At 70.8% G+C, this 17950-nt stretch carries 15 protein-coding genes; 8 read left to right on the top strand and 7 right to left on the bottom strand.

From position 1 onward, the window contains the following. Window positions 1-8: 8 nt before the first annotated feature. Together EZ242_RS13500 and EZ242_RS13495 are read right to left on the bottom strand one after the other, a co-directional pair. A complete protein-coding gene (locus tag EZ242_RS13500; RefSeq protein ID WP_135285701.1) occupies window positions 9-338 on the bottom strand; it encodes an EthD family reductase in 330 nt (109 codons plus the stop codon). A gap of 109 nt (window positions 339-447) precedes the next feature. After that, window positions 448-1236 (bottom strand): SDR family oxidoreductase, encoded by a 789-nt coding sequence (locus EZ242_RS13495; RefSeq protein ID WP_135285700.1) that lies wholly within the window; start codon window positions 1234-1236, stop codon window positions 448-450. A gap of 94 nt (window positions 1237-1330) precedes the next feature. Between EZ242_RS13495 and EZ242_RS13490 the strand changes: the two genes are divergently transcribed. Genes EZ242_RS13490 through EZ242_RS22540 form a run of 3 tightly spaced genes read left to right on the top strand, consistent with a single transcriptional unit; the run spans window position 1331 to window position 5374 of the window. Continuing rightward, a complete protein-coding gene (locus tag EZ242_RS13490; RefSeq protein ID WP_135285699.1) occupies window positions 1331-2566 on the top strand; it encodes an MFS transporter in 1236 nt (411 codons plus the stop codon). A gap of 40 nt (window positions 2567-2606) precedes the next feature. After that, window positions 2607-4310, top strand: a complete 1704-nt coding sequence (locus EZ242_RS13485) for an AAA family ATPase (protein WP_135285698.1) — start codon at window positions 2607-2609, stop codon at window positions 4308-4310. A gap of 17 nt (window positions 4311-4327) precedes the next feature. Continuing rightward, a complete protein-coding gene (locus EZ242_RS22540; RefSeq protein ID WP_135285697.1) occupies window positions 4328-5374 on the top strand; it encodes a general secretion pathway protein GspB in 1047 nt (348 codons plus the stop codon). A gap of 33 nt (window positions 5375-5407) precedes the next feature. Here EZ242_RS22540 and EZ242_RS13475 read toward each other — a convergent pair whose 3' ends face one another. After that, window positions 5408-6115, bottom strand: a complete 708-nt coding sequence (locus tag EZ242_RS13475; RefSeq protein WP_135285696.1) for a DUF1444 domain-containing protein — start codon at window positions 6113-6115, stop codon at window positions 5408-5410. A gap of 226 nt (window positions 6116-6341) precedes the next feature. Between EZ242_RS13475 and EZ242_RS13470 the strand changes: the two genes are divergently transcribed. Next, window positions 6342-6890, top strand: coding sequence for a bactofilin family protein (locus EZ242_RS13470; RefSeq protein ID WP_135285695.1), 549 nt, complete (start codon window positions 6342-6344; stop codon window positions 6888-6890). 58 nt (window positions 6891-6948) lie between these two features. Here the strand turns inward: EZ242_RS13470 and EZ242_RS13465 are convergent, their stop codons facing one another. Next, window positions 6949-7686: a sulfurtransferase gene (locus EZ242_RS13465; RefSeq protein ID WP_135285694.1), complete on the bottom strand. Its 738-nt coding sequence runs from the start codon at window positions 7684-7686 to the stop codon at window positions 6949-6951. Between the two features lie 38 nt (window positions 7687-7724). Further along, window positions 7725-9155: a hypothetical protein gene (locus EZ242_RS13460; RefSeq protein ID WP_135285693.1), complete on the bottom strand. Its 1431-nt coding sequence runs from the start codon at window positions 9153-9155 to the stop codon at window positions 7725-7727. Window positions 9156-9305: 150 nt separating this feature from the next. On the opposite strand from EZ242_RS13460, the gene dnaE reads away from it, so the two are divergent. Further along, window positions 9306-12770, top strand: coding sequence for a DNA polymerase III subunit alpha (gene dnaE / locus EZ242_RS13455; RefSeq protein WP_135285692.1), 3465 nt, complete (start codon window positions 9306-9308; stop codon window positions 12768-12770). 109 nt (window positions 12771-12879) lie between these two features. Here the strand turns inward: dnaE and EZ242_RS13450 are convergent, their stop codons facing one another. Together EZ242_RS13450 and gloB are read right to left on the bottom strand one after the other, a co-directional pair. Next, window positions 12880-14484, bottom strand: coding sequence for a transglycosylase SLT domain-containing protein (locus EZ242_RS13450; RefSeq protein ID WP_135285691.1), 1605 nt, complete (start codon window positions 14482-14484; stop codon window positions 12880-12882). Next, window positions 14481-15254 carry a hydroxyacylglutathione hydrolase gene (gene gloB / locus EZ242_RS13445; RefSeq protein ID WP_135285690.1) on the bottom strand — a complete coding sequence of 258 codons (774 nt, stop codon included), beginning with the start codon at window positions 15252-15254 and terminating at the stop codon, window positions 14481-14483. Before gloB ends, EZ242_RS13450 begins: the two co-directional genes overlap by 4 nt. Here gloB and EZ242_RS13440 point away from each other — a divergent pair. The 3 genes from EZ242_RS13440 to EZ242_RS13430 all read left to right on the top strand — a co-directional run bounded on the left by EZ242_RS13440 (window position 15253) and on the right by EZ242_RS13430 (window position 17940). After that, entirely contained in the window at window positions 15253-16035 is a 783-nt protein-coding gene (locus tag EZ242_RS13440) for a class I SAM-dependent methyltransferase (protein ID WP_240787084.1), read from the top strand. The genes gloB and EZ242_RS13440 overlap by 2 nt on opposite strands. Beyond that, window positions 16032-16478 carry a ribonuclease HI gene (gene rnhA / locus EZ242_RS13435; RefSeq protein WP_135285688.1) on the top strand — a complete coding sequence of 149 codons (447 nt, stop codon included), beginning with the start codon at window positions 16032-16034 and terminating at the stop codon, window positions 16476-16478. The genes EZ242_RS13440 and rnhA overlap by 4 nt, the downstream gene beginning before the upstream one ends. 124 nt (window positions 16479-16602) lie before the next feature. Then, window positions 16603-17940, top strand: a complete 1338-nt coding sequence (locus EZ242_RS13430) for an efflux RND transporter periplasmic adaptor subunit (RefSeq protein WP_135285687.1) — start codon at window positions 16603-16605, stop codon at window positions 17938-17940. The last annotated feature ends 10 nt before the right edge of the window (window positions 17941-17950 follow it).

The following is a 17950-nucleotide window of genomic DNA, read 5'->3' as shown; positions in this document are numbered from 1 at the left end:
CTTCCCGTTCAGGGCCAGAGCATCTGCGTCTCGACCGAGAGGATGGGCGAGACGTCCTTGGCGAAATTGGGCAGGTCGGCCAGCAGGGTGCGGCCTTCCTCGCTCTGCAGCGCGGCGGTGAGGTCGGCCTCGGAGTCGAACCAGAGCTCGGAAAAACCGTCGTAGTCGAAGTGGGGGAAGCGCCCGCGGTCCACCAGGTTCACCGAATAGCGGCGCAGGCCCGGCAGCTTCATGCACAGGGGCGCGTGGCGGTTCATCCAGTGGTCCACGAACTGCTCGTGCGTGAGGCCGTCCTTGCGGCGAAGAATGCCCAGGCGCTTGGTGTACGTCTTTCCCATGAGGTCTCCTGAAATCGGCTCGCGACCGCGGGCCGACAGGGCCGCCGCGAAGCGAAGCCGATGCTACGGCGCGGGGACGCGCCGCGCGTTCGAATTCAGGCAAACGCGGCTATGCGGGACGCGAAGCCGTCCCCTGTCCCATGTACTGCGCATGGATCTTCTGCATGCCCCCGATCCAGCGGTCGTAGTCCTGGCCCTTGGCCTGGAAATACTTCAACACCTCCGGGTGGGGCAGGGCGAGGAAGCGCTCCTCGTGCAGGGTCTGCACCACGGTGTCGGCCACCTGCTCGGGCGTGAGCATGCCGTCCTGGCCGGCCGAGCCGCCGCCCTCGCGCGTCATCTCGGTCTGCACGCCCTGGGGGCAGAGGCAGGAGACGCGCAGGCCGCGCCGGCCGTAGGCGATGCGCAGCCATTCGGCGAAGGCCAGGGCCGCGTGCTTGGTCACGCCGTAGGGCGCGGACTCGACGATGTTCAGCAGGCCCGCCGCCGAGGCCGTGACCAGGAAGTAGCCCTCGCCGCGCGCGACCATCTCCGGCACCACCGCGCGCGCCGCCCACACATGGGCCATGCCGTGCACCTGCCACATGCGGTCCCAGAGTTCGTCCTCCAGCTCGATGCCGCCCATGCGGCCGAGGATGCCGGCGTTGGAGACGTAGATGTCCACGCCGCCGAAGCGCTCGCGGGTGCGCTGCACCAGCGCCTGGATGTCCGCTTCGCGCGTGACGTCGCAGGGCAGGGCGATCGCCCCGCATTCGCCTGCGACCGCCTCGGCCGCCTCCAGCCGCAGGTCGGCGGCGACGACGCCCCGCGCGCCTTCGGCCATGAAGCGCCGCACCAGCCCCGCGCCGATGCCGCTGCCTCCGCCCGTGACGATGGCCACTTTGCCCTGGATCTGCATCTTGCTTACCTCCGGTGAGCCAGGAGTATGGGCGTGGCTTGCCGGCTACGGCAGCCCCGGAGGCGACAGCCGGGCGCGATAGCATCGGGCCACCATGAGCAGCAGCAGTTCCGCCTCCGAAACCCTTCCACCCAACCCCCTGCGCCAGGACGCCGGGGTCATCGGGCTGGTCGGCGGGGCCCACCTCATCAGCCACTTCAGCCAGCTCCTGCTGGCGCCGCTGTTCCCCTGGCTCAAGGACGCCTTCCAGGTCGGCTACACGGAGCTGGGCTTCCTCATGACGCTGTTCTTCGTGGTGTCCTGCGCGGTGCAGGCCAGCGCCGGGTTCCTGGTGGACCGGCACGGTCCGCGTCCCATCCTGCTCGGCGGCCTCACCCTGCTGGGCATCGCGGCCTTCGGCATGGCCGCCTCGCCCAGCTACGGCGTGATGGTGGGCTGGGTCGTGGTCGCCGGGGTGGGTAACGGCGTGTTCCATCCGGTGGACTACACGCTGCTCAATCGCAAGGTCAGTGCCGCGCGCATCGGCCATGCCTACAGCGTCCACGGCGTGACCGGCAGCCTGGGCTGGGCCCTGGCGCCGGCGCTGCTGGTGCCGCTGACCATGGCGTTCTCCTGGCGCGTGGCGCTCGCGGCGGCGGGTGTCCTGGCCTTCGTGGTGCTGGCGGTTTTGTGGGTGAACCGGGAGCGGCTGCAACTGCCGCCCGTGCCGGTCAGGTCCGCTGCCGATGGCACAGCGGGCAACTTCGCCTTCCTGCGCATCCCGGCCGTGTGGATGTGCTTCTGGTTCTTCCTGCTGTGGGCCATCATCCTCACCGCCGTGCAGGCCTACGCGCCGCACGCGGCGCGTTACCTCCACGGCGTGCCGGTGGGGCTGGCCGCCATGTGCGTGACCGTCTACATGGTCTGCAGTGCGGGCGGCATGATCGTCGGTGGCTTCCTGGCCAAGGACCCGAGCCGCTGCGAGCGCATCGTGGGCATGGCCTTCGGCTTCGCGGCCCTGGTGGCACTGGTCCTCGGTTTCGCGAGCCTGCCGGTGCTGGCGGTGCCGGTGCTGTTCGGACTGATGGGCCTGGCGGGCGGCCTGGCCGGCCCCTCGCGCGACCTGCTGGTCAAGCGCTCCACGCCGGAGAATTCCTCGGGCCGGGTCTATGGCGTGGTGTATTCGGGCCTGGACATCGGGCAGGCGGCCGCCCCCCTGGCCTTCGGCCTGCTCATGGACCACCAGCAGTACCAGGCCGTCTGGCTCAGCCTGGTGGCGGTGCAGCTGCTGCTGATCACCAGTGCCTTCCAGATGCGCAAGGTGCCGCGCGCCGCGCCCCTGCCGGCCTAGGCGTTCGCGGCCGTCTGCCCGCGGCGTATCCTGTCGCCCCATGTACGCGCCGTATTTCGGGCTCCGCCAGGAGCCGTTCTCCATCGCACCGGACCCGCGCTACCTCTACATGAGCGAGCGCCACCGGGAGGCGCTGGCCCACCTGCTGTACGGCCTGTCCTGCGGCGGCGGCTTCGTGCTGCTCACGGGGGAGATCGGCACCGGCAAGACCACCGTGTGCCGCTGTTTCCTGGAGCAGGTGCCGCCCCACTGCAACCTGGCCTACATCTTCAATCCCAAGCTCACGGTGGTGGAGCTGCTGCAGTCCATCTGCGACGAGTTCCGCGTCCCCGTGACGCCACGCCCCGGCGTGCCGCCGACGGTGAAGGACTATGTCGATCCGCTCAACGCCTTCCTGCTGCAGGCGCATGCGCAGGGGCGCAACAACGTGCTGATCATCGACGAGGCGCAGAACCTCTCGGCCGACGTGCTGGAGCAGCTGCGCCTGCTCACCAACTTGGAGACCGCCTCGCGCAAGCTGCTGCAGGTCGTGCTGATCGGCCAGCCCGAGCTGCGCGACATGCTGGCCCGCCCCGAGCTGGAGCAGCTCGCCCAGCGCGTGGTGGCGCGCTATCACCTGCAGCCGCTGGACGAGGAGGAGACCGCCCTGTACGTGCAGCACCGCCTGCAGGTCGCCGGCCTGGAGCGCGCCGTTCCCTTCGACCGGCGCGCGATCCGGCGCATCCATCGCCATGCGCGTGGTGTGCCGCGCCGCATCAACCTGCTGTGCGACCGGGCCATGCTGGGGGCCTATGCGCACACGCGCGGCAGCATCGGCGCGGACACGGTGGACCAGGCCGCCCGCGAGGTGTTCGGTGCGCGGGAGGTCCGACGCGCCGGGCCCGCGCTGGCGCTGTGGGCCCTGGGGGGCCTCGCCGCCCTCGGGGCCGCGTACTGGGCCGGTACCGGAGCGTGGCGCGAGCTGCCCCTGGAGCGCTGGCGCACGGCGCTGCTGCCGGCCGCCGTGGCATCGCCGACGGCGGAGCCCGCGGCCGCGCCGGTGAACGCCAAGGTCGTCGAACGGGAGGCCGCGGCGGTGACAGCGAAGGCGCCCGAGCGGGAGACGGCCACGCGCCCCATTGCCGCCGTCGCCAAGGCGGACCCACCGGCCGCCGCCCCGGCGCTGCTGCGCAGCGAAGAAGCCGCGTGGCGCGAACTCGCCCTGCGCTGGAACGCGCCGCCACCCGCGGACCGGCCGGCCTGCGCCGCGCTGGCGGACCAGGGCCTGCGCTGCTTCAGCGGCACCGCGCCGCTGCCCCTCATCCGGCGCCTGGACCGCCCGGGCGTGATCACGCTCGACGCCGGTTCCGACCAGCCTTCGTATGCCCTGCTGGTGTCCCTCGGCCGGGATACCGCCACGCTGCGCGCCGGCGGCAGCGAACAGACGGTGACCCTGAAGGCCCTGTCGGCCCGCTGGAATGGCGACTTCGCCACCGTGTGGCGCACCCCTGTCGCCTACACCGGCACGGAGGACGACCTGCGGCGTGACAGCGAGACGCTCGCCTGGGCGGCGACGCAGCTCGCCCGCGGCAAGGTTCAGGAGCGCGACGAGATCATCCGCTCGCCGGCCACCCTGCGCAGCCGCCTGCGCCGCTTCCAGGCCGACCAGGGCCTGCCGGTCAGCGGCATGCTCACGCCCTGGACCTACATGCAACTCAATCGCGTGGCGCGCGTGGACGAGCCGCGCCTGCAGCCGCAACCCTGACCGTTTCCAGCACGCACATGTCCTTCATCCTCGATGCGCTGCGCCGGGCCGACGCCCAGCGCGAGCGCGATGCCTCCCGCGGAATCCACGCCCAGGCCGGACCCCTGCCCGGGACGAGCGCGCCGCCGCCGCGCGCGCGCAGACCCTTGGCCTTGGCGATCGGGGCGCTTGCCGTGGTCGCCGCCGGCGGCATGGCGTGGCAGTGGTCGTCCGAATCGGGGCGCGGCGGCCCGTCCACGCTGGCCTCGGCCGACAAGGCGTCGCCCGCCGCGAGCCCCTCGCCCGCCGTGCCGATCGCACAGCCCGTCGCGTCGGTGGCCGCGAGCGTGCGGCCCGCCGATGCCATCCAGCCACCGCCGCCCCCGCCTGCACCGCGAAAAGACGTCGACGAACGCGCGCCGTCGGGCGCCGGCGAGCCCGCCCGGTCCGCAGCGCAGGCCGCGCGGCCTGCGTCCGCGACGCGCAGCACCAGCACCCCGCAGCCGCCCGAAGTCCTGATCGCGCAGGCGCCCGATCCAGCGGTGCCGCCGCCGGGCGCCGACCGGAACGCCCCCACGCGGGACCCGAACCGCAATGCCCCGCCGGCAGCGGACGCCGAGCGTGATGGGCAGGCGACGGAGGCAGCGCAGGGCAGCGGCGAGACGGTCCAGCCGCCGATGCGGCCGTCCACGGTCAATCCGCCGGCCCCGCCGGCCGCGGCTCAACCCGCGGCTCAACCTGCGCCACCGCCACCGCCACCGCCACCGCCACCGGCCGTGGCGCCGGCTGCGCCCCCGCAACGCGGCGCCGCGCCCGGCGCCGCGCCGCGTCCGGCTGCGCCGCCCGGCAACGCGCCCGCGCCCGCGAACGCCGCCGCGCGCCGCTCGCCGCTCCCCGCTGACGCACCCGCCTTCAACCTCACCGGCGGCGTCTTCAGCCAGGACCCCTCGCGACGCATGGTGATCGTCAACGGGCAGGTGTACGGGCAGGGCAGCGAGCCGGTCGCCGGCGTGGTGGTGGAGGAGATCCGGCCGAATGCGGCCGTGGTGACGTACCGGGGGCAGCGCTACACGGTGTCGTACTGAGCGCCGGCGCGTCTTTGCCGGCGCGTCTTTACCTCAGTGCGCCAGGGGCGGCTGGAACACCGACCAGCGCCCGTCCCGGAACAGGTACAGCGCCGAGGACACCCGCTGGTTGCGCGCGCCCGCGTACAGGGCCACCGCGCCGAAACGCAGACGGGTGACGGCCTCTTCGTCGTCGGCCGGCGCGAACACCAGGCCGCCGCGCTGCGGCACAGCGGCCACCAGCCCTTGCGGATGACGCTGCTGCAACGCCAGCCAGAAGTCGCGGTCCAGGAAGTAGCTGCTGTTCAGGTCCGAAGCACGGCCATCGACCCGCATCAGGCCGCCTTCCCAGGCGCTCACGCGCGGCTCGCCGTAGATGCGGCGCAGGTTGCCGGCTGCCAGGCGCAAGGCCTGGTCCGCGTCAAGGCGCAAGCGGGCAAGGTCTTCGGGGGTGGCGCTTTGCAGCTTCTGCGGGCCGTCGAACACCAGGCGGATGTGCATGTCGCCCAGGTAGTGGTACCAGCTGGCCTCGATCTCCATCTCGCGGCCGTCCTCCAGCTGCATGGTCACCTTGCCCCAGGGCTGCAGCGCCTCGTCCTGCTTGTTCTCGCCCGCCGACTCGCGCAGCACCGCGACCAGGTGCGTCGCGCCCAGCGGCAGACTCTCCGATGCCCCTGCCGGTCCCACCGCGCCGGCCAGTCCCGCGAGCAGTCCCATGGTGGCCAGCAACGCGCGCGCGTTGGCCTGCCGAATTGCCTTCATGCCGAATCCCGTGTCCGTCCTCTGAAGTAGCTCATCCTGCCGATTCCGGTCTCCGGATGCAACGCCGCTTACAAATGCGCGGGGCACGCTGTTGCGGACCCACACTGGCCAAAGGTCACAGGCATCGAACTTCGTTACGAAACTTGCTCATCTGAGCATGGGCATACAGCTCAGCATTCCATAGCATCGGCGCTCCCTTCCAACTCAGAGAGAAAGAGGACCTCCGATGGCTTTGCAGTCTCCCTTCTTCAACAACAACAAGCGCGACGTGTCCGACGTGCCCACCCCCCGCGGCGCCATGCCCTCGCACGCCGCCGCCACGCCGGTGACGCCTGCGGCTGCCGCGGTGCCTTCGTCCATCGCTGCCGCTTCCTCCGCCGCGCCGGCCGCTGCCGCCGCACCGGTCCAGGAGACCGAAAGCCGCCTGACCGTCGGCCCGAACATCAAGCTCAAGGGCGTCGAGATCACCGATTGCGACACGCTGGTGGTGGAAGGCTCGGTCGAGGCCACCATGGACTCGCGCGTGATCCAGATCTCCGAGCGCGGCTCCTTCAAGGGCTCGGCCGAGATCGACATCGCGGAAATCCGCGGCCACTTCGACGGCAACCTCACGGTGCGCGACAAGCTCACCATCTTCGCCACGGGCAAGGTCACCGGCCGCATCCGCTACGGCAAGATCGTCATCGAGGAAGGCGGCCAGCTCTCGGGCGAAATCGAATTCGGCACCTCGGCCAAGGGCGGCCAGCGCGCGCCGCTGCAGCAGGTCGCCGGCTGATCGCAGGCACGGCTTGGATGAACGACGGGGACCTCGCGGTCCCCGTTTGTTTTTCGTTTCAGCCGCGCGCCGGTGCGAGGCTCGCATCCACGGCCTCGCGCTCGTCGAACACGAAGCAGCGCCCGCGCCAGTGCGCGCCGCCGGCTTCCTCGAAGTAGCGCAGGATGCCGCCTTCGAGCTGCAGCACGTGCTGCACACCTGCCTCCCGCAGATAGATGGCCGCCTTCTCGCAGCGGATGCCGCCCGTGCAGAAGCTCACGACGGTCTTGCCTTCCAGGTCCTGCTTGCGGGCCTGCACCGCCTGCGGGAATTCGCTGAAGCGCGAGAGGCGCCAGTCGATGGCGCCCTCGAAGCTGCCGTGGTCCACCTCGAAGGCGTTGCGGGTGTCCAGCGTGACCACGGGCCGGCCGGCGTCGTCATGGCCCTGGTCCAGCCAGCGGCGCAGGGTGGCGGCATCCACCGCCGGTGCGCGCCCGGCCTGCGGCTGGATGGCCGGGTGGTTCATGCGGATGATCTCGCGCTTGACCTTGACCAGCAGGCGGCGGAAGGGGATGTGCTCCGACCAGCTTTCCTTGACCGGCAGGCCGGCCAGGCGCGGGTCGGATTGGAGTTCTTCAAGAAAGCCCCGCAAGGCGAGGGCATCCCCCGCGAGGAACAGGTTGATGCCCTCGGTGGCGAGGAGCACCGTGCCCTTGAGGCCGGCGGCGAGCGCCTGGGCGTGGAGGCGCTCACGCAGGACGTGGGGTTCGCCCAGGGCGACGAACTTGTAGGCGGAGACGTTGAGGACGGGCGGCACGGGGTGGCGATTCTAGGAGAGGCGCCGCCCCGCGCGCCTCAGCGGGGGCTGGGCGCCGGGCGGTCCGAAGTGAACAAGGCCTCGACGCGGATGTCGCTGACCGACGGCGGCGCGGTGTCCTGGCCTGGAGTGAGCGTGCACGAGATGGTGTAGAGGATCGAGGGAGGCGACGCGATCGCCCGAACCCCGTCGAGGCCCGGGAACTGCGCCGCCTCGACCGTGCTGCGATGGGTCGTACGGAGGTCCCAGCGTCCATCCGCACGGCGCGTGGCCTCGTGGAAGGTCGTGTAGTCCTTCACCAGCGGAAACACGACTTCCGCGTTGAGGACGTCCGTCATTCGTGTGGTGTTGGTCTGGCACATGAAGCGGCTGGCAATGGTCGCCAGCATGTCCGCCTGGGCGCCTTCCCCGAATTCGGCGCGAAACTCGACGGTGAAATCTTCCTGTCTGTCCGTCATCCGCTTGCCATTCACGTAGAAGCGATCGCGGTTGCAGTCCTTCAACACCGTCGGGTGGAGTGAGAAGCCGGTGCTCGGGTCGACCGGCGGCGTAGCAAGCCGCGCACGGATGTCCTCCTCCATCCTGCGCTGCAGGTGAGAGGGTGAATGATCGACCGGCATCAGCGCCCCGAACGCGGCGCTGCGCAGGACGCCCCGCCCGTCGAAGACGGTGCGCTGGCCGCCGCACAAATCGCGCACGATGTGCTCGCGATAGGTCGGGGGAGAACTGGCGGCGAAGCGGAGGATCTCCGCGGCCCGCGCGAGCGACAGACCCTGTGCGCCTTCGATGATCCTGCGCAGGCCGGCCTGAGTGGCCGCGGAAGACAGCTCGCCGGGCCGTGCCGCGCAGTCGGCGAGCGCGCTGTCGAAACGTTGTTCGTCGCTCGGGCGTCCGTCGCGCTGCATCCCCGGGCTGCTCTCCAGCGGGGCGGTCCCTGCCAGGATGTTGGCGCGGCGGATCGCGTCGAGCACCTGCGCCTCGGAGAGGGTGTGCTTGCGGATCTCGCCCGCCAGCAGTTCCGAGACGCGGTGTTCCAGGTCGGCGCCCTGGAGCCCGTTGCGGGGGGCGTGGTCCTTCACGTACTGGGCGATCAGGCGCGCGTTCGCCTCCTGGGTCGGGCGTGAGAACTCCTGGGCGAACCGCAGGGCCGCGCGGGCATCGGCCACCGTGAGCGCGGAGTCCTTGCGGACGAAGCGGACCACCCGTTCCGCGATGGGACTGCCATAGGCCTGCTTCAGCGTTTCGAGGAAATCGGCCCGGACGCGGTGCTGTGCCTCGAGTGCCTTGTTGCGGTACGCCCGGCTGCCCCACAGGGCGACGTAGAGCCGCGAGTTGCCCCACAACCGGCTCCAGCGGGAGGGCGGGTCCACCTGCCTTCTCACGTCGATGCGCCCAGCACCGCCGTCAACGAGGCATTTGTCCTGGTCCCGCCAGCCTTTGGTGCTGACCGCGTTGATGTAGCGTGCCAAGCCGCTTGACTCCATGATGACCTCCGGTTGTCGGCCCGGTGACGATCGGGCCGCCCCCTGGAGTAACGCGCGAGGCGCTGGTCGTTCCGTGCTGCGGCGCCACATCGATCGCGCCCAGGAGCCGCAGGAGGGCAAACTTACAATCCCCCCATGTTCGTCCACCTGCGCCTGCATTCCGAGTTTTCCGTGGTCGATGGCACCTGCCGCATCGACGACACCGTGGCGGCGGCGGCGGCCGACCGGCAGCCGGCGCTGGCCATCACGGACCTGAACAACCTGTTCGGCGGCATCAAGTTCTACAAGGCCGCGCGCGGCGCGGGCCTCAAGCCGATCCTCGGCGCGGAGCTGTGGCTGCAGGGCCTGGGCAAGGACGACGCGCAGCTTTCCCGCATCGTGCTGCTGGTGCAAAGCCGCCAGGGTTATCTCAACCTGTGCGAGCTGCTGGCGCGGGCCTGGACGCTCAACGTGGTGCGCGCGCAAGGCGTGTGCAAGCTGGAGTGGCTGCGCGAGCTGGGCGAGGGGCTGATCGCCCTGGCCGGCGCGCAGGCCGGGCCCGTGGGGCAGGCGCTGGTGGCCGGCGACGCGCAGCGCGCGCGCGACGCGGCCCTGGCCCTGGCCGGGGTGTTCCCGCACCGCTTCTACATCGAGCTGCAGCGCGCCGGCCGCGCCGACGACGAAGCGCACGTGGGTGCGGCGGTGCAGCTGGCCGCACAGCTGCAACTGCCGGTGGTCGCCACGCACCCGGTGCAGTTCCTCACCGAGGAGGACTACGAGGCGCACGAGGCGCGCGTGTGCATCTCCGAAGGCGAGATCCTGGGCAACCCGCGGCGCGTGCGCAAGTTCACGCGCGAGCAGTATTTCAAGACCGCGGCGCAGATGGAGGCGCTGTTCGCGGACGTGCCCTCGGCCGTCGCGAACACGGCGGAAATCGCCAAGCGCTGCAACCTCACGCTGGAGCTGGGCAAGCCGCGCCTCCCCAACTTCCCCACGCCCAACGGCATGCCGATGGAGGAGTATTTCCGCTTCGCCTCGCACGAGGGCCTGAGGGAGCGCATGGCGCTGCTCTTTCCCGATGCGGCCGAACGTGACAGGCAGATGCCGCGCTACGTGGAGCGGCTGGAGTTCGAGATCAACACCATCCTGAAGATGGGGTTCCCGGGCTACTTCCTCATCGTGGGCGACTTCATCAACTGGGCCAAGAACAACGGCTGCCCGGTCGGCCCGGGCCGGGGCTCGGGGGCCGGCTCCCTCGTGGCCTATGCGCTCAAGATCACCGACCTGGACCCGCTGCAGTACAACCTGCTGTTCGAGCGCTTCCTCAACCCGGAGCGGGTGTCCATGCCCGACTTCGACATCGACTTCTGCCAGGGCAACCGCGACCGCGTGATCGAGTACGTCAAGGAGAAGTACGGACGCGAGGCGGTGAGCCAGATCGCCACTTTCGGCACCATGGCCGCGCGTGCCGCCATCCGCGACGTGGGCCGCGTGCTGGACATGAGCTACACCTTCTGCGACGGCATCAGCAAGCTGGTGCCGAACAAGCCGGGGCAGCACATCACCATCGCCGGCGCGATCGAGGCCGAGCCCCTGCTGGCCGAGCGGCTGGACAAGGAGGACGAGGTCAAGACCCTGCTGGGCCTGGCGCAGAAGCTGGAGGGCCTCACGCGCAACGTGGGCATGCACGCCGGCGGCGTGCTGATCGCGCCGGGCAAGCTCACGGACTTCACGCCGCTATACCAGCAGCCGGGTTCCGACTCGGCGGTGAGCCAGTACGACAAGGACGACGTGGAGGCCGCGGGCCTGGTCAAGTTCGACTTCCTGGGCCTGGCCACGCTCACCATCCTGGAGATCGCGCGCGAGTTCATCCGGGCGCGCCACAAGGGGCAGGAGGACTTCGCCTTCGAGAAGATCCGCCTGGATGACGCGGCCACCTACCGGCTCTTTTCCGACGGCAAGACCGAGGCGGTGTTCCAGTTCGAAAGCCGCGGCATGCAGGGCATGCTGCGCGACGCGCGGCCCACGCGGCTGGAGGACCTGATCGCGCTGAACGCGCTGTACCGCCCCGGCCCCATGGACCTGATCCCCAGCTTCGTGGCCCGCAAGCACGGGCGCGAGAAGGTGGAGTACCCGCACCCGCTGGTGGCCGACATGCTCTCCGAGACCTACGGGATCATGGTCTACCAGGAGCAGGTCATGCAGACGGCGCAGATCCTGGGCGGCTACACGCTCGGCGGCGCCGACCTGCTGCGTCGCGCCATGGGCAAGAAGAAGGCCGAGGAGATGGCCCAGCACCGCGAGATCTTCCGCGCGGGGGCGGCCAAGAACGGCATCAGCCAGGAGAAGGCGGACGAGATCTTCGACCTGATGGAGAAGTTCGCCGGCTACGGCTTCAACAAGTCGCACGCGGCCGCGTACTCGCTCCTGGCCTACCACACGGGCTGGCTCAAGGTGCACTACACGGCGGAGTTCTTCTGCGCCAACATGACCGTGGAGATGGACGACACCGACAAGCTGAAGGTGTTGTTCGAGGACGCGGTCAAGAACTTCGGCCTGACCTTCGAGCCGCCCGACGTGAACCGCGGCCGCTACCGCTTCGAGCCGGTCTCGGACAAGGTGATCCGCTATGGCCTGGGCGCCGTCAAGGGCACGGGCCAGCAGGCGATCGAGGCCATCGTGCGCGCGCGGGAGGAGGGCGGCCCCTTCAAGAGCCTGTTCGACTTCTGCGCCCGCGTGGACCGCAGCCGCCTGAACAAGCGCACGGTGGAGGCCCTCATCAAGGCAGGCGCCTTCGATGCGCTGCAGCTCAATCGGGCTGCGCTGGTCGCTTCCATCGACCGGGCCTTCGACTTCGCCGCGGCGCAGGAGGCCAATGCCAACCAGGGTGGCCTCTTCGACATGGCGGACGACGCGCACGGCGCGAGCACGCAGGAGCCCGAGCTGGTCCAGGCCACGCCCTGGGGCGTGAAGGAGCGCCTGACCTTCGAGAAGACGGCCGTGGGCTTCTATCTCTCGGGCCACCTCTTCGACGAGGTGGCGCCGGAGGTGCGCCGCTTCGTGCGCAGGCAGATCGACGAGCTGATCGACTCGCGCGAGCCGCAGCTCCTGGCCGGCATCGTGAGCGACCTGCGGGTGATCAACGGCCAGCGCGGCAAGCTCGCGATCTTCAAGCTGGACGACAAGTCGGGCGTGATCGAAGCCACCGCCGACGAGGCGGTGCTCAATGCCCACCGCCACCTGCTCAAGGACGACGAGCTGGTCATCGTCACCGCGCGCCTGCAGCCGGACCGCTTCAGCGGCGGCTTCCGCCTGTCGGTGCAGCAGGCGCTGGACCTGGCCAGTGCCCGCTGCCGCTTCGGCAAGTACCTGAAAGTGACGGTGAACGGCCACGCGCCCGACGTGCGGCGTTTGGTGCGCGAGTTTCCGCCCCAGCGCGAGGAGAGCGAGCACGGCGAGCTGGTGCGCGGCCTGCCCGTGCGCCTGTCACTGCGGCGCGAGACGGTGACGGCGGAACTGCAGCTGGGCGAAGACGCGCGCTTCTTCCCGAGCGACGCGGCCTTGGCCAGCTGGATGGCGCAGGCCGACGCGGGTCAGGCGCAGATCGTGTACGAGAGCTGAGATTTTCCGCCCGCTGAGAATGGCAGGTGGGGCGAAGGCCGCGCGCCGGCCGTGCGTCGTTACTCGTGGCCCCCATCCCAGCCTTCCCCCAAAGGGGGAAGGGGCAGCCTCAACGCCCGCCCGCCAGCTTCGCCCCCGGCTTGTTCATGCGCGCCTGCACGGGCCCCGCGGACTTCTTGCGCACCACCGCCGGCCGCGTCTTCTTGCTCGCGACCGATGACGACGCCGCCCGAGCCCGCACCGGCAGGTACACCACCACGTTCGCCCCCGGCTTGAACGAGGCCTGGGCGCTCACATCGTTCCAGTCGGCCACGTCCGAGGCCCTCAGGCGGTAGCGCGCGGCCACGCGCGCCACGTTGTCGCCCTTGCGGGCCTTGACCACCGTGCGGCGCGCGACGACTTCAGGCGCCAGGTGGAGCTGGCCGTTGTCCGCCACCAGCCCGGACACGTCGCCCTGCGCCTTGCCGTTGCGCGGCGCCAGCACGACCGAGCCGGCCCGAATGAGCATGCGCGGCGGGATGTTGTTGACGGTGCGGAAATCGGCTTCGCTCATGCCCACGTGGCGCGCCGCGTCGGCGACGCTCATGGTGGACGGCGCGGTCCAGGCGGTCCAGCTCGCATACTGGCCGGCGGTGTAAGCCTCGAAGTTGCGGCGGAACACCTTGGCGTTGTCCCAGGGCAGCAGGATCTGCGGCACGCCGGCCGCGAAGATGACCGGCTGCTTGAGCGAGGGGTTCAAGGCCTTGAAGTCTTCCAGGCGCACGTCGGCCAGCTTGGCGGCGAGTTCGACGTCGATGTCGCGGGTGATGTCCACCGCCTGGAAGTAGGGGTGGTTCTCGATCAGCGGCAGTTCGGCGCGCAGGCCCTCGGGGTTGGCGACCAGGTTCTTCACCGCCTGCAGCTTGGGTACGTAGTTGCGCGTCTCCGCCGGCATGTTCAGCTCGGTGTAGCTGGTGCCCAGGCCCGCGCGCTGGTTGCGCTGGATGGCGCGCGTGACGCTGCCCTGGCCCCAGTTGTAGGCAGCCAGCGCGAGGTGCCAGTCGCCGAACATGCCGTGCAGCATCTGCAGGTAGTCCAGCGCCGCGCGGGTGGAGGCGAGCACGTCGCGCCGGTCGTCGCGGAACAGGTTCTGCCGCAGCTCGAAGTCCGCGCCGGTGGCGGGCATGAACTGCCACATGCCGGCGGCGCGCGCACTGGAGACGGCCTGCGGGTTGAAGGCGCTTTCGATGTAGGGCAGCAGGGCCAGCTCGGTGGGCATGCCCCGGCGCTCCAGTTCCTCGACGATGTGGAACAGGTACTTGCGCGAGCGCTCGGTCATGCGCTGGATGTAGTCGGGCCGGCTGACATACCACCGCTCGTGCTGGCGGACCAGGTCACCTTCCAGGTCCGGCATGGCGAATCCCTGGCGGATGCGGTGCCACAGGTCCGGGGGTGGCGCGAGTGGCGCCACGCTTTCGGAGGCGAGTTCGGCCGAGGCGATGGGCGACAGCGGCCCCGAAGGCGCCATGGCGCGCAGCGGCGGCACGAAGACGGGCGTCGCCGCGGCCGCCGGCGGTGTGGCCGGCCCCGTCGCGGGCAGGGCGGGGGCGGGCACGGCGGCGGTGGATTCGGGGTCGGGGGCCGCGGCGGGCGCGGCGACATCGCCCGGGACGCTCGCGCATCCAGCCAGCCAGGCCGCCAGGGCCAGGATGGCCAGCTGCAGGGGTTTCTTCATCGAAATTCGTTCTTCCATTGACGGATGGCGGCGAACACGGCGACTTCGTCGTTCTCGTGGGCGCCGTTGTAGGCGTGCGCGGCGCGGATGACCGCCGGTTCACGCGTTCGCAGGAACGGGTTGATGGCGCGTTCCTGCGCGAGGGTACTGGGCAAGGTGGGCTGGCCGGCCGCGCGCAGCGCCTCGCAGTGCTGCTGGTAGCGGGCGAGGTCTTCGTTGTCCGGCTCCACCGCGCGGGCGAAGCGCAGGTTGGACAGGGTGTATTCGTGGGCGCAGCACACGCGCGTGGTGCCGGGCAGCGCGGCCAGGGTGTCCAGCGACTGCAGCATCTGCGCGGGCGTGCCCTCGAAGAGGCGGCCGCAGCCGCCGGAAAACAGCGTGTCGCCGCAGAAGAGCAGCGGCTGGCCGTCCACGTCGGGCGTGTAGTAGGCGATGTGACCGGCGGTGTGGCCCGGGACGGCGATCACCTGGAAGGACAGGCCGAGCGCCGTGCAGGCGTCGCCGTGGGCGAGGGCGGTGGCAGGCTGGGGGATGGCTTCGGCGGCCGGGCCGAAGACAGGTGCGCCTGTGGCTTCGCGCAGGGCGGCGACACCGCCCGTGTGGTCCGCGTGATGGTGCGTGACTAGAATCGCTTCCAACTGCGCTGCAGCCTGCCGCAGGCCGGTGAACACCGGCGCGGCCTCCCCGGGGTCGACCACCAGCGCCCGTTGCCCGTCTTGCAGAAGCCAGAGGTAGTTGTCCTGGAAGGCGGGCAGGGGAATCAACTTCATGAGCGAGCGAATTATAGGAATGCAGCAGTGGTTCGAAACCCCCCCGGGCCGCTATCTTCACGCCTGGGAACAGCAAGCCTTCGACGCAGCGGTGGCCGACGTCTTCGGCTACCACGCGCTGCAGCTGGGCCTGCCCGAGCTGGAGGCGCTTCGCATGAACCGCATCCCCCACCACTGGATGGGCCTGCAGCAGGGCGAGCACCCGCGTGAGCGCAACTACCACCTGGTCGCCGATTCGCACGCCTTGCCCTTCGAGGCCAACAGCCTCGATCTGGTCGTGCTGCCGCATTCGCTGGAGCTGAGCGCCGATCCGCACGCCACGCTGCGCGAGGTCGAGCGCGTGCTGGTGCCCGAGGGCCGGGTGGTCATCAGCGGCCTCAATCCGGCCAGCCTCTGGGGCCTGCGCCAGCGCCGCGCCCGCCTGCTGCAGCGCCTGGGGGTGGGGCAGCTGTTCCTGCCGGAGGCGGGCGAGTTCATCGGCTACCGGCGGCTTCGCGACTGGCTGCGCCTGCTGAACTTCGAGGTCGAGACCGGCCGTTTCGGCTGCTGGCGTCCCGCCCTGTCCACCGACAAATGGCTGGCCCGTTACGAGTGGATGGACGCGGTGGGCGAGCGCTGGTGGCCCATCTTCGGCGCCGTGTACTTCGTGGTGGCGATCAAGCGCGTGCGGGGCATGCGCCTGATGGGCAGCCCCCTCAGGCGCCGCGCGAAGATCGCGACCGCACCCGTGCCGCTGGCCAACCGCGGCCAGAGCGTCCATCAACGAGAAGAGACACCTTGAATTCGATCGAGATCTATACCGATGGGGCCTGCAAGGGCAATCCCGGCCCGGGCGGCTGGGGCGTGCTGCTGAAGTCCGGCACCGTCGAAAAGGAGCTGTTCGGCGGCGAGCCGTCCACCACCAACAACCGCATGGAGCTGATGGCGGTCATCCAGGCGCTGCAGGCGCTCAAGCGCCCCTGCCAGGTGACGCTGTGGCTGGACAGCCAGTACGTGCTCAAGGGCATCACCGAATGGCTGCCCGGCTGGAAGGCCAAGGGCTGGGTCACGGCGAGCAAGCAGCCGGTCAAGAACGTGGAGCTGTGGAAACAGCTCGACGAGCTCGCCCACAAGAGCGGCCACACCATCGACTGGCGCTGGGTGCGCGGCCACAACGGCGACCCGGGCAACGAGCGCGCCGACCAGCTGGCCAACCGCGGCTGCGAGCAGCACTTGCGTCGCTGACGCAACACCGCCCCCCTTCGGGACGCGGCCGATTCCATACGGCCGGGCGCATACGGCCGCGCACTGCTACATTGACGCGGCCCGCGGCGGTGGCCACCGCCTGCGGCCAGCCCGAAAGCAGTCCATGGCATCCAAACCCTTTTACGTGGTCGTCGCGGCGGTCGGCATCGCCGCGGCCTCCGGCGCCGCCTGGTGGTACCAGAACCAACCCCGATCGGCCGCGCGCACTGCCGAGGCACCCACTGCTCCCGCCGCCGCGCCCGCGGCCCGGGGACCGGCCGCAGGCGCGGGGGGCGCAGGCGCCGCGGCACGGCCACCGGCGGTGGAGGTGGCCAAGGTCGCGCGCGTGCGCCTCGTGGACGAGGCGCAGGCCGTGGGCAGCCTGCGATCGCGCCAGAGCGTGGTGCTGCGGCCGGAGGTGTCGGGGCGCATCGCGCAGATCCACTTCCGCGACGGCGAGCGGGTGCGCCGCGGCCAGCTGCTGGTGCAGTTGGACGACGAGCTGCCGCGTGCCCAGATGCAGCAGTCGCAGGCCGAGCTGTCCATCGTGCAGGCCAACCACCGCCGCAACCAGGAGCTGGTGGCCCAGGGCTTCATCAGCCAGCGCTCCGTGGACGAGAGCGCCGCCGCACTGCAGGTGGCCCAGGCCAAGGTGGCGCTGGCCAAGGCGCAGGCCGACCGGCTGCGCATCGTCGCGCCCTTCGACGGCACCACCGGCATCCGCAATGTGCACGTGGGCGACTACCTCAAGGACGGCTCCGACATCGTGAACATCGAGGACCTGGACGCGATCCTGGTCGATTTCCGCCTGCCCGAGCGCTACCAGACGCGCGTGCGACCCGGACAGGGCGCGGTGGTGACCGTGGATGCGGTGCCGGGGCAGCGCTTCCAGGCCCGCGTGCAGGCCATCGACCCGCTGGTGGATGCCAACGGCCGCTCGGTGGGCGTGCGCGGCTGCATCGACAACCGCGCCGGGCAGCTGCGCCCGGGCATGTTCGCCCGCGTGACGGCCGTCTTCGGCGAGCGCGAGGACGCGCGCGTCGTGCCGGAAGAGGCGCTGGTGCCGCAGGGCGGCAGGCAGTTCGTCATCCGCCTGGTCGATGGCCCGGACCAGGACGCCAAGGTGGCCCAGCGGGTGGAGGTGAAGGTGGGCGTGCGCCAGCCGGGGCGCGTCGAGATCCTCGAGGGCCTGGAAGCCGGTGACCTGGTGGTCGTCGCGGGCCAGCAGCGCGTTCAGCGCGATGGCATGCCGGTGCGGGTGGTGGAAGTCGGGCGCGGCGGGCCGGGGGGACCTGGAGGCGCTGCGCCGGAAAATGGCGCCAGCCCACGCTCGGCGAATCCGGCGGCGGCCGCGGCCGCGCTGGGCGCGGCCCCGGGCGGTGGGCCGGCCGCCGGTGCGCGCAAGGCGGCCGGCCCGAACCCGTGCCAGGTGGTCGCCGCCGCGGCCCCGGCGCGGCGCTGAGTTCCAGAGG

Source organism: Ramlibacter rhizophilus (assembly GCF_004681965.1).
Lineage (GTDB): Bacteria > Pseudomonadota > Gammaproteobacteria > Burkholderiales > Burkholderiaceae_C > Ramlibacter > Ramlibacter rhizophilus.
This window is presented reverse-complemented; position numbering and strand designations above follow the sequence as displayed.

Coding starts and splice junctions, on each gene's coding strand:
- EZ242_RS13430 (WP_135285687.1), top strand. CDS start 16,603: ATGGCATCCAAACCCTTTTACGTGGTCGTCGCGGCGGTCGGCATCGCC.
- EZ242_RS13500 (WP_135285701.1), bottom strand. CDS start 338: ATGGGAAAGACGTACACCAAGCGCCTGGGCATTCTTCGCCGCAAGGAC.
- EZ242_RS13475 (WP_135285696.1), bottom strand. CDS start 6,115: ATGAAGGCAATTCGGCAGGCCAACGCGCGCGCGTTGCTGGCCACCATG.
- EZ242_RS13485 (WP_135285698.1), top strand. CDS start 2,607: ATGTACGCGCCGTATTTCGGGCTCCGCCAGGAGCCGTTCTCCATCGCA.
- dnaE (WP_135285692.1), top strand. CDS start 9,306: ATGTTCGTCCACCTGCGCCTGCATTCCGAGTTTTCCGTGGTCGATGGC.
- EZ242_RS22540 (WP_135285697.1), top strand. CDS start 4,328: ATGTCCTTCATCCTCGATGCGCTGCGCCGGGCCGACGCCCAGCGCGAG.
- EZ242_RS13450 (WP_135285691.1), bottom strand. CDS start 14,484: ATGAAGAAACCCCTGCAGCTGGCCATCCTGGCCCTGGCGGCCTGGCTG.
- gloB (WP_135285690.1), bottom strand. CDS start 15,254: ATGAAGTTGATTCCCCTGCCCGCCTTCCAGGACAACTACCTCTGGCTT.
- EZ242_RS13470 (WP_135285695.1), top strand. CDS start 6,342: ATGGCTTTGCAGTCTCCCTTCTTCAACAACAACAAGCGCGACGTGTCC.
- EZ242_RS13495 (WP_135285700.1), bottom strand. CDS start 1,236: ATGCAGATCCAGGGCAAAGTGGCCATCGTCACGGGCGGAGGCAGCGGC.
- EZ242_RS13440 (WP_240787084.1), top strand. CDS start 15,253: ATGAGCGAGCGAATTATAGGAATGCAGCAGTGGTTCGAAACCCCCCCG.
- EZ242_RS13490 (WP_135285699.1), top strand. CDS start 1,331: ATGAGCAGCAGCAGTTCCGCCTCCGAAACCCTTCCACCCAACCCCCTG.